The following is a 14,706-nucleotide window of genomic DNA, read 5'->3' on the forward strand; positions in this document are numbered from 1 at the left end:
CCTCGACCGTGCGGCCCGCCTCAACCTGCTTCAGCGCAGTGATCATCTGCGCCTCCGTGTGCTTGCTTCGGCTCATCCGTCCTTCCCCTTCCTTCGTCCAAATCGTATTCCGAAATGGGCGGATTCAGGGGGTCAGGTCAACTCCGCGACATATGGCGACAAAAACCGGCATCAGCACCAGAAATTCCTCGATGTTGTGGAAGGAAGGCCACTGCATGAAGAGTTGGTGACTTGGTTCTTGACTCTGCCGCTGTTTCTCGATCTGCCAGGACTTCGCGTGGTCCACGCCTGCTGGCAGCCATCAGCTCTTTCGTATTTGAGACCATTCCTGACTGCGCACAACGGCCTGACGCCTGAGACGATGGTTCAGGCCAGCCAAGAACCCGACGATGAGGCGGAAAAGGACACGCCGGAGCTTACGGTCTTCAAGGCTGTCGAATCCGTTCTCAAGGGGATCGAAGTTCCGCTTCCTTTGCCTCACAAGTTCTACGACAAGGATGGGCATGAGCGTGACCGTGTTCGTGTCCGCTGGTGGGACAACGAGGCAACCGACTATCGGCGAGCCGCGATGTTGCCAGCAGAGGAGCGGTCTGAATTCCCCCTAGCCGCGGTTCCGCCTCATGTAGTGATCGGACATGACGGCGGCAAGCCGGTCATCGTCGGTCACTACTGGCTGACTGGCGCGCCGGAACTGCTCTCGAATAAGGTGGGTTGCGTTGACTACAGTGTGGCAAAGGGCGGAAAACTGGTTGCCTATCGTTGGGATGGTGAGTCGGAGTTGGACAACAGGAAACTGGAATGGGTGAGGTTATGAGTCGATTGCCAGTATTGAAGGATCGTGCCTCTTCGCCTCTGCACATCGCTGAGCGCCTGCTCGGGGAAGACGAGGATTGTCTTGGGGTCGTAAACCAGAGGGCCGGGCGTGGTCGACAATCGATTCTAACGGATATGGAGGTATTGAACGATGAAACCTGCCGGGCGGACAGCTAGCGAAAAGTCGGACGGACATAATGGTGGAATCAGCCGCCGCGAGCTATGTTGGGACGGAGTGACAAGAGCAGACACTACGGACTCTGAAGGTTTACAGTTGCGGAATCACATAGCTTCTTTGGCGAAGGGCTTCCAGTGGACAGAGTTGCTGGACATTCTTTCGGAAAACGTGAGGCTCGTGAATGCATCTCGTCCGGGCGGTAAGTCGCGTTATGCGCCACTTCACCAAGCCGCCTACGGAGGCGCACCATCTGAAGTTGTAGCGCGCCTCTTGGAACTCGGAGCATTTCGCTCACTCAGAGATGAGAGCGGCCATCGCCCCGTTGATATCGCGCTAAGCAGGTCGCATGTTCACCTTCTTTCACTCCTCCATCCCATTCAAAAGCATGACATTCCTGGACAGGTTCTATGTGACATACAGCGGCATTTCCATAAAGTGATCCGTGGGCGTGTAGACGAATTGGTTCAGAAGCAGGCGTTGCGCCTGCCCGAATTGGAGATTCTCCTGGAATTCGACCGCGGAAACTTCTGGTTCCCCGTTCCGGGCATGATGGGCGGGTTCTCGTTCTGGCTTGATGCGGACGGGCCTAACGCGAAGTTGATCGCTGAAAGCTGGTCTCGGATGGTAGGTGGTTCCGGAGAACGGCATGAGATCACTCGGGATGGATCCACTCTAACCGAAGAAGGATTTGTTTAATGGCAATCGATCGCAAGTTTGAACGTGATATAGACATCCTTTTGGCCGAAGAGTTTTCGGTGTCGCCATGCTTTTCCGACTGGTTCCTGACGCGGACGTCAAAGTTCAAAACAGCAAAAGCTCAGGTGGCTGGAGTGTACGTTTCCAAGAGCGGCAGCCTAGGAGAATCTGATCTGGTCGTGCTTTTCGACGAGGCCGGCGAAAATGGCTCACGCTTCGCGCTGCTAATCGAAGACAAGGTCAATGCGCCTTTCATGCCGGATCAGGCGGCTCGGTATAGGCTTCGTGGTGAACACGAAGTACAAAATGGACAATACACCGACTACGAAATTGTTCTGTGTTCGCCAGCAGCATATTGTGTCGACAACGCCAAGGCGCAGTTGTTCGACTCGCGTGTCTCTTACGAAGACATCGGAAACTTCTTAATGAGCTGCAACCGTGACGACCCTCGCACTGCGTATCGGAGTCAGTTCATTAGCAGCGCTGCAAAGCCTGGCGGAAGCAAGTGGGAGCAACTTCAAGATGATGTGACGGATCGGTTCTGGGAAGCTGCATATCAAATCGCGACCGACGAATTTCCTGAGCTTGAAATGAAAAAACTCAGGCTCACAAAGGGGTCAACTTTGATCAATTTCCGACCCAGAGAAATGCCAATGTACCCGAGGCGGTACTACATCTTCCTCAAGGGCAACATCGGCCTCGTTGATCTGACGTTCTCTGAAGTTCTTCCACGGCTATTCCTGCCGCTTGTAAAGCCAATCCTTAAGGACGGCATGAAGGTGGTCCGAACTGGGCGATCAACCGCGATTCGCCTGGAAGTAAGCCCGTTCATTGTCGCCGAACCGGACGAGGCCGTGATGGACAAGGTTCGCTTGGCGCTTAGCGCGAGCGCGCGGTTGATTCGCTTCTACTATGAAAATCGCTCGATGCTTGATCAAGCTGCTGCACAGTCGTTGGCTGATCCTGCTCAAAACTATGGAGCAAAGACAGATGGCTATTCTTAAACCCTGCGTCCGAAGCACTTACACCAGCGGGAAACCCTCGCGCGCACGTGCTTCTTGCTCCGAAGCCCTAACGGGTAGCAACCAAAATCCAAGGGCTTCCCGCTAACCGGGCTAACACAGAGGGCTTCGTGCAAAAGACGCGCGGCTCCGAATAGGTACCTGCAAACGCCGATTGCACACGGTTTGTCGCGTTCGTGATTTGCATCACACCGGGCGACATTTGAGCATTCAACCGTCATCAGCGAGCGCATTGGACATGGATTGAACTGAGACGGAAGGCTGGTTTGCTTCCGATCTTGGCTAGCTACAACTCGCCAAGACGTGGACTGGATCGCGATGCATGGGTTCCGTGGTTGCCCATTCATGACGATGAGACTGTTATGAATGGTCCACCCGCCGGAAAAGCTCAAAATGATACGACTTGAAATGGGAGACAGCCATGGAGTTCTTTGCAAGGATTGCAACGGTAATCAGGATCCTGCCACCTCGAACCGCCTTGCTATGGTGGGATGGTAAACCGAATCAGGAGCTGCTGACCTTTGATGATGCTGGATACAAGCTTATCTTCAACTCACTCGGCGGATCGGAGGGAATGGTGGAGGACGTTGTCAGGAACAACATCAAATTGTTCCTGAATGATTTGCTTGCTACAACGAAATACGATTTTGATAAAGATGGCCCGATTCTTCTGGACGAACCTAAGGCGAAGAGGATTCTGCAGATTCGCTGAAGGGCACCGATACCGATACGAAAGATTCGCTCGGCTCAGTTGGACCCCGTCGTGCGAAATGAACCTCGCCCTTCGTGAAACAAGGGCTCCTAATGGACTGTCCGAGAGTCATCAACCTTGACAGCATCTCCTGCTCAATAGAATCTCGTTCCGCGCTGAAATGGGCCTTACGGTGATCGTTGGGACAAAGGGCGATCACGTTTGTCACTTTGTCGACGCCTTGATTTGCTAGCGCGATTACATGATGTGTTTCAAGGTAGCGGCTGCCGTCTACCTTAAGGAAGCTTTTCTCTCCACAGTATTCGCATTTTCCTGCGGCTCTTTGCAACACTGCGGATCGGACCTGCGGGTCGCGGAGATAAGAGTAACCGGTGTACAGGACTCTGGCTGGATCGTCCGTCCCTAGATCATTCAAGGCATCGTAAAGAGGATCGGAATAGTCGCCGATGAGACGACGATATTGGAGATCGCCATACGTGCGGTCAACTAGCTTCCATGCTGCTTGATCGCCAAGCGGTTTCAGGTCAGAGAGGGCTCGACCAATTGCATCGAAGTCCGCGTCGCTGAAGCTATGGCTACGGGAGCGGTCTAGTATCGCAAGTCGGGCAGCGCCATACTCCTTTTCCCAGGCCGTAGGATTTATCTCACCGTTAATATCCCGAACGGCCACCATGGCAAGGAGAGGAACACCCGCGAGGCAGGCAGCGGCATCCAGAAGGTTACATATATGCGCCACGGGGCGGGACTGTTTCTCATAGTCGCTCATCCCCATCGTCTCTGCCGCACTTCTGTAGGTTAGCTTTCCGCTATGCGCTCCAACTCGCGCGATGATGGCAAGTAGCTCTTTTGCACGTGTATGTTGAGTCTCTGACATTCTCGCCCCCTATGCAATAGTAAGGCTATAAACACGATAGGTTCTGCGCATAGTGTCAGATGTGCTTCAAGAGGCTGGCTCTGGATCTCGCGGCATATGAGCAACGAGCGACATCAATGTGCAATCAGTAAATCCGTTTCTGATAGGTATTTACAGCTTGGCGCTCGTCTCATCTGGAAGCGGCAATCGGGGCGAGATGGGCTCATAATCCAAACCTCGCGGCGGTGTAGAACCTTCGCCTTCGGTGGTTCTGGCCATGTGGTAAGGTTTATCCGAGATCTCGGCGCAAAGCCAACCGAGCGAAGCTCCACGATATTCTCTCCTGCTCGAGACGAACGTGCTGCCCCCATACATTATGTTTCAGCCCTCTGTATACAGCCTGCTCCGGGTCAGTCAACAGGGGAAGCACATCGGCAGCAGCTGGCTCCCCCTCTTCAACCCATAAATCCCTGTGGTTCAAGAGCGTCTCCTCGTTCATGAGGGTGGATTGCAACTGTGGCAGGTAGGTCCGTGCACGATTCAAGATCGCGAATCCGTGCGTATCCAAGTCACCCCAGTAGAAGCACCTTGCGCTATGCAGCCAAGGCAGCCTCTGGAACAAATCCACGGAATAGCCCAACCCAAGAATTACGACTGTTCCGGGCAAATCGTCGAAAGCCAAGCCGGTCTGCACGTTTTCGACGATGATCACAACATCTGGGAGAAGTTTCCAGCAGCCAATCTGGTCTACGGGGGCGGTGAGATCCGCGAGTCCTCCGACCTCCTGCCTCAATCGTGGATCTAGAATCCTAATGTGAAGATACTGGGGGAGGGGCCGCAAGCCACAGGCAGCGTAGAAATCCGCCAGATCGCCCGTGTTCCCGCGTATCTCATGGAGCAGGCCGGCGATGATCCCGGTTCTCTGTTCGATCCACTTGGTGTGCATGCCCGCAATAGGAAGCTGACGCACATACAGATCCGATTCAGGGTGGCTTTCGATCCATCGAAGCATCGAAATCAAGCGCGCTAAATCTTGGTCCGCAATGTTCGCGAGCACATGGGCCCAGCGTGCGATGCCGCTTTTCAGTTGTGGCCATTGGGCGAGAAGCTCTTGGCTCACTCCCAGCATTCCGCCCCAGTGCGTCTGTTCGCCGGCAAAGTCCGCAAGCTCCGCGGGTGTCCGAATTACCAGGCGCTCCGGAACACTCTGGGTCCCCAGGTTCCGCCATTTGCGCTCTACCCACCTAACTTCTCCGGGACCGGCCCAGGCTCGCCATTCCACCGTCCACGCACGAACATCGTCCAGCCGGCTATTTGCCTCCTGCTCGGTGGGCGCGCCGAGACTGAACTCAGCGGGCCAGTGCGATTCCTGAGGTTCGCAGCATCGCAGGTCGTGGGTAAGCCAGTCACTGTATCGATTCGCAAACCTCCGTTTCGCCTCGCTACGCACCTCTTCAGGTGATTTCACGCTTTGACCTCTTGTCGAGCATGTTCGGGCAGCTTCAGCCGTTGACGGTCTAGCTCATATTCGATGAGCATTACGCCCGAGGTGCGTCTTTCCGAGATGTCCACGAAGCAGGCGCCGCCGATGAAAGGCTCCAAGGTCATTACCGACTTGAGCGGCGTGGCGACAATCATCTGAAATCCGAAACTTGCGAAGATGTTCATGGCAAGCGCGGTGAACTCGTTGTCGGCTTTGTCGAAAGCCTCATCGAGAACGACCGTCGCATATCTGGGAATACCGTGATCCACTCCGCCTAGTTGGTATCTCAACGCTGCTGCCAAGCAGGTGGTGGCGAGCTTTTGTCGCTGTCCTCCAGACTTCCCGGCCCCGCTACGATAGACCTCGACCTCCGCCTGTTCCTCGTCGAATTCGCGTCCGATAAACTCAACATGCTGCCGGACGTCCAATACAAGCTCGCGCCAGTGCTTGTCTTCAATAGCCTGGCTTGAGAGCCGGTCGACGATGCGCCGCAATACCAGGAACCGTCGCTCGGCATCGTCCCTGTCATCCGTCCACGCATGGCTCAGAGCCTGCTGCACCTCCTGTTTGAATTCGCGGACCACCGCCAATTGCTTATCGCTGGCTTCGATCTGCAAATAGGTAGTCTGTTCGGCGGTACGGTTGAATGGCACGTTCCGGAGGCTGGCGTTCACAACATCCATGCGGCCCAGGATCTCTTTCCGCGCATTGTTCAGGTGGGTAGACAGGGATGCAAGATTCTGCAGGCTCTGGTTGCGAAGCAAGTCGAAGAACCGGTGTTCGTGCGCCGGAAGACCGTCCAACTCCAACCTATTGAGCTTGGCAAAGAAGTCTCCCGAGCTGGCCATGTTCGGCTGCAAATCTCCAGACTCCGCCGGCCATCGCGTTACAAACTGCTGAAAACGGGATTCGATTGCTCTTTCAATCGCAGAGATCTCGCGGGATACTTCCGCGCTTTCACGGTGCATACCCTGCAGCACCGTGAAGGAAACGGTATCAAGCTCTGCGAGGCGGATTCGCTGAGCGACGCGCGAGAACCTGCGGTCGAACTCGTCCGCCAAAGCGCGATCCAATGGGACGGGAGGGTGTGCGGCAATCTTTGCGATCTTGCCACGGGTCTCGCCTATTGCCTCCAGGTTCTGCTGTTGGCGCAAAAGGTTCTTCCGCAACTCCTGATCGGCCTGCTCCACCAGCGCCCGGTGGCGCTCCAGCTGCTCACCAATGCGGCGAAGTTCGCCGTTGCCCTCCTTCAGGCTGCGCAAGTTCTGGTCGATTTCCGCGATTCTCTGAACAATGCTTTGAGCGTCGATCTCCTGCCATTGCAGATTCACGAGGGTTTGGCACTGCATTCTCCGCTCGGCGCGCGCCTGCTCGTCCGCTTCCAGCTTCCTGATCTTTTCCATCACCTCGGCGAGTTGTTGGCCCAGCTCGCCCGCGTGCTTCTCGAACTCTTCGCGTTTCTCGCGATTGTCGAAGCCGAGCATCCGTTGCAGAGTGCCGGAGCGGCGGTCATCCTTTTCATGTCGAGTCTTGCTGTGCTTGATCTGCCCTTCGCGGGTAACGGCGCGATCGACACGCCGGAACTCAGCCAGCGTGTTTACACAGGCATAGTCGAAACGGGAGCGCAACTCTGCAACTAGCCACTCCCGCTGACTACATTGCTTTACTTCTAACTTTAGGGCAAGGCAGTTGGCGGGGACAGGTTTCAGACTGGGGTTCTCCGCCATTAGAGTTCGGTAGTAGAAGAGTCGCTGGCCCAAATCTGTGCCATTGATGTACGCCGCTACTGCTGGGTAGTTCCGTTCGTCGACCAGGAGAGAAACAGCGAAGTTGCGTAGAACGCGCTCCGAAGTTTGCAGCCATTCTCGCTGGTCCTGTTTCACTTGTATTAACTCGCCGGCAAAGGGGAGAGCGGCTTCCGGCACGCCCGCGCCTTCCGCAACGCGTCTGCGAAGCTCAAGCATTGCGGCTGGTATGTTGGAGGGCTGCCGACGCAATGCTTCGACCTCTCGGCGTGCTTCGACAAACGCGGATTCGGCCTCTCTCTTCCGAACTTCGAGTTCAACCTGATCCTTCCGCGATTGCGCGGTGGTATCGGCCCACGATTCAATTTCCTCCCGCGCCTTGGCAAGCAGGCCTGCGAACTCCTGGGGTGAGTCGGGAAGGATCCAGCCGAGCGACCGACATGCATTCCGCGCCTGGTCGTTCTTGCGCAGGCGATGCGCTCGCTGAGACTCGAGTTCCTTCTTCTCGGACTCCCAGCGCTCCACCATGTCGCCGCCGGCTTCGCGGTGCTGCTGTTCCAGATCGTGCTGTACGGCTTTTCGCGCATCTAGGCTTGCCTGATTTCTCTCGAGTTCTCCTTCAATCCCTGCCGCTTGCGTGTCCAGCTCGTCGAGTTGCTCGCGGAGCAGCTTGAGCCTGGATATTTCGACATAATCGCGCAGGCGAGCTTGTAGTTCCGCCAGTGCGTCTCGCACCTCGATGCGTCGTTGCATCCGGTCGAAGTCCTCCCGGGCCGGTTTCAGCGTTTGCACTTGCTCTCGTGCGGTGACAACCGCCGTGTGAGCGGCATTCAACTCCCCGAATTCACTCACCAATTGCTCGGCAACGTCGAATGTCTGCGGCCTGTCGAGCATGAAGTCGCGCAAAAACGTATTAAGGTCGCCCAGATTTTTGGCCGACTGAGTCTTATGTAGCAGGCGTAATGCCGCCTCATTCTCGATGCCGAGTAGACGGCAAAACCTCTCCTGATACGGTTGGAAGTCCTCACGCACAAACGCGTCGGCATGTCTCTGCTTCAACTTCCTGACGTCCAGGTTCGCACCAAAGTCCTCAAGCTCGCGCAGATCGACCTCGCGCTCGAAGATGAGGAAATACCTCCGCACATCTTGAACTGAGCTCGACGTTCCGCGAATCCAGAACAGTCGAACCAACGTGACGATCTCGGCCGCCGTGCTCTTGAATGTGAGCGCGAGAGCAGACCAAGTGGTCCCGGTGCGGAGATAACGCGTGGCAATCTGGCCAGAGTCGCCATCCTTCTGTTCGGCCCACGCGCCTCGCATGTAGCTCAGAAGATTTCGATCTCTTCCGCTCCTTTCGGTCTCCCGGGCGGCAGCATTGAAGTCGACCCACCGCGGCGGAACCAGAAGTGCCGAAAAGGCGTCCAGGAGAGTGGATTTCCCGGTACCGGATTTGCCTACAATCAGAAAGCCTCGATCCGACAGAGGGATGTCGTGCAGGCCAGAGAAGGTGCCCCAGTTGAACACCTGGAGCCGCGAGGCACGAAACTGCGGGGGCGCAAATAGCTCCGGGGCATCTACTGCCATGGTGCGTCCTCCGGCAGGAGTTGTATGTCCATATCGGATCCAGTCCTTTTTTTCTCAGTCATTTCCTTGTACAGATTCAGCAAAATTTCGATCCGATCGGCTGAGAAAAGTAGCTTTAACGTCGGAGACACCTCATATCGATCCTCCTCCGCCCGGATTTTCTGGAGGATGCTGCGATCCTTGTACTTTTCGATTGAGGCCCGCACTTTCTTTGCGAATCCTGCATGATCGGTGCCACCAGCCGGTTCGAAAACCGCGAGTTCGTCCACCAACTCCGGGACCGCGACAACGGCGCGTTCGCCATGGGCTTCAGCATGCGCGAGGCGCTCTCGGAGCTTCAGCAGAACGATCGAGTCGATGAATGTCAATTGCGACCTGCGGAGGAGCAACGGAACTTCCAGGTCACCGGTGTCGGCCTGCCGAGTGAATGCCACACCGGCCTCTCTGTCGATCACCAAATCCAGGAAGAGTTCGGATAGCCGGCGCCGGATGATGTCTTCGTCCTGAAGCAGTATCGGCCAGAGACGGCCATGGCGGCGCATCTCCAGCGACGGTCCCGAGAGCAACTGAACAAGCGCGCGCCGTGTTTCGAGCGGCAGCTCGCCCCGATCACCGAGGAACAGAAGTCCCTTGGAATCCGCCTGGTCAGCGCGCTCTTCCTTAGACATGTCGCTAGTGGCGTTTGGGACTGGATCCACCGGATTGCTAGACAAGTTCACGCGCGCGCTCCTTCACGAAGTAAATTGTGGGGATTCTGGCGCGCCGCTGGTGCTCGTCTCGCCCCATCCAATGAACCAGCTCGTGGCCCTCGCCCTTGATACCGTGCCGGCTCCCCAATGCGAGCAGCCCAACGACGCTTCCCAGCCCCTGGTTTGCCGGGTAGCTGTCTAGGATGTCTCGGATGGAAGCCTGTGACCTGAGGCTGAGTATGGCGCGAATGTTCTCCTTCAGACGGCGGAAATCAATCTCAGAGTCTGCCACCAACTCGGCAATCGCCGCCAAGTCAACTTCGGGGCGATCCCCCGATTCCATACCTTCTGACATGAGTTCGAGCGATGGATCGAACAACTGCCATTGCGCGTATGAGCGAAGGCGGCTGCTCGTGAGTTCCAGGATGTAATCCAGCGACTCTGTCGCTTTGACCTGGTCCTTCAGACCAAGGGCCGCCTTTTGCGCATCTCTCAAAAGCTGATTCAAACGCTTCTGTTCAAGGAATTCCCGGCTCTGGACGAACTGTTTGAGACTCCTGGCCAGGGTCTGGAGGACCTCGTGAACGAATCCTCCCCGTTCCAGCAAGGTGCTCGGCAGCCGCCGAAGAAAACTCCTTCGGCGAAGATCGATCTCGTTCAGAAATTCACGCGACAGCACCGTGTCCAATGCGTCTTCCAAAGCCGCGGACCTTTCGGGATCCGTTAGCAGGCGCCAAAATGCGGAGAAGGTTCGTCCAGCATCGCTCTCCGAAATGAGATCGATACCCGCGAATAGGGCATCCAAGACGTCCCCACGCCGGCCATCGCTTTCCACGAGTTGCTCTCTGAGATTGCGATTCAACCGGTCGAACTGGTCGCGCACACGACGGAAATCTCCCAGCAAATTCTCGGCCAGCGAAATGATCTCTCGGGCTCGCTCCAAAGCGGAGCTGTCGGCTAGAACCCGGATATTACCTCTTTGCGCGTGTTCAAGCTGAAGATCGATTCGAGCGCGTTCCGCAAGGAGCCTTTCGATTCTTCGCTTCTGATCGGAGTCAGTTTCCTCGGCCAGTTGCACCAGCGCGGAAATCACCAAGGCGAGGCGGCTCTCCGTTGCCGTGGAGTGGGGCTGCTCGATGTTGGAGATGAAACGAATTGCCTCGACCGCTTGCGCCGAGAGCTCGAACTGCTCCTCCGCGGAGCCGGCTGGAAACCGTCGCTCAACATAGCCATCCGCCAGCCAATTCGATACATAGTCCTTTGCGGTCTGCGGCAGGTCCTGACCGGCAGCCCTCAACTCCTCCAGGTCGCGCACGATCCGGTCGTAGAAGACGGACGCCGGGAGGCTCTTCTGGTCCTCATACAATTCGGCTTGCAAGAGCGCGATGAATGCCGGCGCCTTAGGGGACGCCAGTAGCCTCCAGAGTGGCTGATCTCTGAGGCGTTCATACGCTAATAGCGCTCTCTCAGTTTTCATCGGTGTAAAAGCTCGCGTTCTGGCGATTGGTCACCGGCCTAAAAACACGGTGATCGCGCCACTTCGCAGACCGGTGCGATTGCCACCCACGCGGAGCCGGCCAAGCTGCTTGGAAGACTACAAAGAAGGCGGTATTCGGTTACGCGCTGCTTATGTCGGTGCAATTTTACCGCACATAGCTGAGCTCTGGCACGTCCTTCTGGACCACATTCGAGGATGGGCGCTAAACTGCCGCCCACCGCAAGCTGCGCGATCCGACGCCGAGACCCAAACACTTTACTTTGAACCCGCAATGCAGAACGAGAAATCGGTTTCGATGAGTGTCTCGGCCTGCGCGATCCGAACAACTCCCGCAATCATCTGGGGCCCGGACCCGCTGGCAAGCGTTCGTCCCTTAATCTAAGTAGCCTTTTCCACAGATATTTTCAGGGAACTGTAAATTTCTCGCCTGTGATTTTGAATACAGAGTAGGGCAATCAACGCATCTACAATGATCGGCGCAGCGTAAAGAGGCTGAACGGCGTGCGGTGCTCATCTACCAAAGCGAGAAAGGGTTCGCCCAAATTGGGCGCCAATGAAAGTCACCATCCTTAAGGGCAGCCACGAAATTGGCGGAAACTGTATTCAGCTCTCATCCGGAAAAACCAGCCTCCTTCTCGATGCCGGACTTCCCCTCAGCGCCGACAGTCAGCCCGTAGACCTCTCGCGCCTTTTCGTGGACGCCCTCCTGGTCAGCCATCCTCACCAAGACCACTTCGGCTTGATGAATTCATTGCCGGCCGGCACTCCGGTCTACATCGGCAAACTGGCCCGCAGCCTGATCGATGCCACTCAGGTGTTCCTCGGCAGAGAGAGATCCGCGCTCGACTTCCACGACTTCAAAGCCTGGCAGCCGTTTACCATTGGTGCGTTCACCATCACTCCGTATCTCGTCGACCACTCCGCCGTCGATGCCTACGCATTCCTCATCGAAGCCGAAGGCAAGCGCCTCTTCTACAGCGGCGATCTTCGCTCGCATGGCCGGAAGGGAATACTCTTTGAGAACCTGGTGAAGCGCCCGATCCGCGACATTGATCTCCTCCTTCTCGAAGGCACTATGCTGCATCGCAACAACGACCAATTCCCTGACGAGACGGCAGTCGAAAACGCGATCTTCGAGATAATCCACCGGCAAAGGAACATCTCGTTCCTGCTGTCCTCCTCGCAAAATATCGACCGCATCGTCTCCGCCTATCGGGCCTGCAAACGTGCCGGCAAGCTCTTCGTCATCGACATCTACACCGCATGGGTGCTCGAACAGCTCCGGCAAATCACTCAAAATACGCCCGCCATGGATTGGCCCGAGTTAAGAGTTTTCGCCGCTCACAGCCAGGACGAAAGGCTCAAGGCCAACCCAGACTACTTTGGAGACTTCAGAAAGCGACTCTATCGCCACAGGGTCAAGCGTGAGGAACTACACGCCACTCCCGAATCGTTTCTCTACTTAGGCAAGATGTCCAGCTTTCGTCTCATCGATGAATTTGAAAACGCCGCAGCCCCCGTCAATGTCATCTACTCGCAGTGGCTCGGATATCTCGACGGAACCCACGACGGCTACTTCGGCAGTGACAAAATCTCCCGCTACCGCAGCGACCCGGCAGTCAACTTCGTCTACGCCCATACGAGCGGACATGCGACTGTTGCCGACTTGCAGCGGCTGGCTGCCGCGCTGAAGCCGCGCAAGCTCGTTCCCATTCACACCGACCACGGGGAGCGGTTTCAGGATCTATTCGATAACGTAACGACCATTCGGGATGGAGATCCCTTCGTTCTGAGCTAGAGAGGAAAGAAATGATTGAGTTCGATAATCGGCGATGGGAAGCGGAACTGCGACAGGTATCTTGCCTGAAGCAGTGCCGATTTCCTGCGAACAGCGAGATCGAGATTGGCGGTACGCTGGAACAAGCTAAGATCACGATGAAAGAAAAGGGGCTGAACGGAAACATGCAGTCCGATGCCGCCGCCTTTGAGTCGTGGGCATTGGCACTGTTGCTCCACTGTGGTGTGCAAACTGTCCAGATCGGTATGGATCCAAGAGCAGATCGCAAAGGGCCGCACTATGAGCGATTCTTGTATCGCCTCAAGTGCTTCTCTGAACTGTATCCCGATTGGGTGATCGCAGAGGAGCCTGATCCTCCATCGAAGGCGCTGAATTCTCCGAATGAACGACTGTTGAACCAACCAAACAAGCGGGCCAAGCCGCCAGAGGTCGATTCTAACGAGCGGATGAAAGCAGCATCAGGGCCGACCCCCTCAGAAGCCGACCTTGAGTTGGCTCTGGAGATCTCAAGTTCCTTCCGGAGTCATTTTCAGCTCGAGAAGGTGATGCGCCAATGGCCGGTAGGATTGTTTGATGGTTGGGTCGCAGATGGGCGCCAAATATTTACCGGAGGAAAGAGTGGGATTGATCTGATCGGCATCCGAAACGGCACTCTGGTGCTGTTCGAATTGAAGAAATCCGACAATCGAAAAGCGGGGGCTATCTCGGAGTTGCTCTTCTATGCAAGCGTCATGCGTGATGCCATCGGCCCTTCTGCCATCTTTGAGTTTGAATCCAAGGAGGCGCGAAAGAACTGTGCAATTGGGCCTGAGGACATTATTCGCTGTTCTAACATCCACGCCGTGTTGCTGGCGCCCAACTTTCACCCGCTGATTTCAGAGCCGCGCATATTTCAAGAGCTGAATAAGGCGGCGATGAAAAGGTTCGGCTCAGATAGACAGATTTGTTTCCAAACAGCGACGATCAGCAGTTATCCGCAGGATGGATACGGCGACTTTAAATTCAGCACTCGGCAAATCAAATCGGCGTGAAGCATCGCAATTCAACAGGTCACGGCGCGTGCACAAAGCCGACTTCATCCGAATAGGTAAACGGGGATTCTATGAGCAGCGACGAAGATTTAACACCCAAGACCGAAACGCAGTTGATCGCCGCCATATACGAAAGAGCACAGGCACGGAAACGGGAGAGGGTCGCCGGTGCGCCAGAGGTTGGCATATTCTGGGTAGTCGACGGAAAAGCCGTGATCCTTGGAGAACCGCTCGGCGAAGCCGAATCGTGGGGAGAATTCAAGAACTACTCACAAGGTCACGACCGCGAGTGGTCCCGCTTTCTTCAACGCAACGGCATTGTTCCACGGGACTCGGAATACGACGACTACCCGCGCGGCCGCGTTGTCTACAACACAATAACCGGTTCGTTTAACCTTATTGCAGACAAATGCATCTTGAAAGACAAGTCAATGGCCCAGAAGGTGCTGGCCGAACTTCATTTGCCATCTCAAACCACGACGGAAAGCGATCCGCACTATAAGTGCCAAAAGTGTGGAGGCTGACGATAGAGCGATAAGCCCATCCAAAAGCCCCGGACAGCCTTGTCCAGATGCCGTCCAGGCTATTCCGCGGGGGAGCTGAT

General features: G+C 55.9%; 12 protein-coding genes. 7 read left to right on the forward strand and 5 right to left on the reverse strand.

Features of this window, described 5'->3' with window-relative positions; all coding sequences use genetic code 11:
* The 4 genes from VGL22_RS14535 to VGL22_RS14550 form a co-directional block, all read left to right on the forward strand.
* Positions 1-814, forward strand: an 814-nt coding sequence (locus VGL22_RS14535; protein ID WP_465267658.1) for a metallophosphoesterase family protein, incomplete at its 5' end; no start/stop codon positions are given.
* 150 nt (positions 815-964) lie between these two features.
* Positions 965-1,687, forward strand: coding sequence for a hypothetical protein (locus tag VGL22_RS14540; RefSeq protein WP_465267659.1), 723 nt, complete (start codon positions 965-967; stop codon positions 1,685-1,687).
* Positions 1,687-2,691 (forward strand): hypothetical protein, encoded by a 1,005-nt coding sequence (locus tag VGL22_RS14545; protein ID WP_465267660.1) that lies wholly within the window; start codon positions 1,687-1,689, stop codon positions 2,689-2,691. Before VGL22_RS14540 ends, VGL22_RS14545 begins: the two co-directional genes overlap by 1 nt.
* Before the next feature lie 439 nt (positions 2,692-3,130).
* Positions 3,131-3,421 (forward strand): hypothetical protein, encoded by a 291-nt coding sequence (locus VGL22_RS14550; protein ID WP_465267661.1) that lies wholly within the window; start codon positions 3,131-3,133, stop codon positions 3,419-3,421.
* Here the strand turns inward: VGL22_RS14550 and VGL22_RS14555 are convergent.
* The 5 genes from VGL22_RS14555 to VGL22_RS14575 form a co-directional block, all read right to left on the reverse strand.
* Positions 3,390-4,187, reverse strand: coding sequence for an HNH endonuclease (locus VGL22_RS14555; protein ID WP_465267662.1), 798 nt, complete (start codon positions 4,185-4,187; stop codon positions 3,390-3,392). The genes VGL22_RS14550 and VGL22_RS14555 overlap by 32 nt on opposite strands.
* A gap of 376 nt (positions 4,188-4,563) precedes the next feature.
* Complete coding sequence (locus VGL22_RS14560) at positions 4,564-5,742, reverse strand: DUF3322 domain-containing protein (protein WP_465267663.1); 1,179 nt, start codon at positions 5,740-5,742, stop codon at positions 4,564-4,566.
* Positions 5,739-9,086, reverse strand: a complete 3,348-nt coding sequence (locus VGL22_RS14565) for an ATP-binding protein (protein ID WP_465267664.1) — start codon at positions 9,084-9,086, stop codon at positions 5,739-5,741. Before VGL22_RS14565 ends, VGL22_RS14560 begins: the two co-directional genes overlap by 4 nt.
* Entirely contained in the window at positions 9,077-9,805 is a 729-nt protein-coding gene (locus VGL22_RS14570) for a DUF4194 domain-containing protein (RefSeq protein ID WP_465267665.1), read from the reverse strand. Before VGL22_RS14570 ends, VGL22_RS14565 begins: the two co-directional genes overlap by 10 nt.
* Positions 9,792-11,252: a DUF3375 domain-containing protein gene (locus VGL22_RS14575; RefSeq protein WP_465267666.1), complete on the reverse strand. Its 1,461-nt coding sequence runs from the start codon at positions 11,250-11,252 to the stop codon at positions 9,792-9,794. The genes VGL22_RS14570 and VGL22_RS14575 overlap by 14 nt, the downstream gene beginning before the upstream one ends.
* 574 nt (positions 11,253-11,826) lie before the next feature.
* Here VGL22_RS14575 and VGL22_RS14580 point away from each other — a divergent pair.
* The 3 genes from VGL22_RS14580 (at position 11,827) to VGL22_RS14590 (ending at position 14,626) form a co-directional block, all read left to right on the forward strand.
* Positions 11,827-13,071 carry an MBL fold metallo-hydrolase gene (locus tag VGL22_RS14580; RefSeq protein ID WP_465267667.1) on the forward strand — a complete coding sequence of 415 codons (1,245 nt, stop codon included), beginning with the start codon at positions 11,827-11,829 and terminating at the stop codon, positions 13,069-13,071.
* Between the two features lie 11 nt (positions 13,072-13,082).
* A complete protein-coding gene (locus VGL22_RS14585) occupies positions 13,083-14,102 on the forward strand; it encodes a hypothetical protein (RefSeq protein ID WP_465267668.1) in 1,020 nt (339 codons plus the stop codon).
* Between the two features lie 71 nt (positions 14,103-14,173).
* On the forward strand, positions 14,174-14,626 hold the full coding sequence (locus VGL22_RS14590) for a hypothetical protein (RefSeq protein ID WP_465267669.1): 453 nt from the start codon (positions 14,174-14,176) through the stop codon (positions 14,624-14,626).
* The last annotated feature ends 80 nt before the right edge of the window (positions 14,627-14,706 follow it).

It is taken from the genome of Occallatibacter sp. (assembly GCF_036502485.1).
Lineage (GTDB): Bacteria > Acidobacteriota > Terriglobia > Terriglobales > Acidobacteriaceae > Telmatobacter.

Bases quoted from the DNA above. Each gene is read 5' to 3' on its own strand.
- VGL22_RS14565 (WP_465267664.1), bottom strand. From the start codon at position 9,086: ATGGCAGTAGATGCCCCGGAGCTATTTGCGCCCCCGCAGTTTCGTGCC.
- VGL22_RS14555 (WP_465267662.1), bottom strand. From the start codon at position 4,187: ATGAGCGACTATGAGAAACAGTCCCGCCCCGTGGCGCATATATGTAAC.
- VGL22_RS14580 (WP_465267667.1), top strand. From the start codon at position 11,827: ATGAAAGTCACCATCCTTAAGGGCAGCCACGAAATTGGCGGAAACTGT.
- VGL22_RS14545 (WP_465267660.1), top strand. From the start codon at position 1,687: ATGGCAATCGATCGCAAGTTTGAACGTGATATAGACATCCTTTTGGCC.
- VGL22_RS14575 (WP_465267666.1), bottom strand. From the start codon at position 11,252: ATGAAAACTGAGAGAGCGCTATTAGCGTATGAACGCCTCAGAGATCAG.
- VGL22_RS14585 (WP_465267668.1), top strand. From the start codon at position 13,083: ATGATTGAGTTCGATAATCGGCGATGGGAAGCGGAACTGCGACAGGTA.
- VGL22_RS14590 (WP_465267669.1), top strand. From the start codon at position 14,174: ATGAGCAGCGACGAAGATTTAACACCCAAGACCGAAACGCAGTTGATC.
- VGL22_RS14540 (WP_465267659.1), top strand. From the start codon at position 965: ATGAAACCTGCCGGGCGGACAGCTAGCGAAAAGTCGGACGGACATAAT.
- VGL22_RS14550 (WP_465267661.1), top strand. From the start codon at position 3,131: ATGGAGTTCTTTGCAAGGATTGCAACGGTAATCAGGATCCTGCCACCT.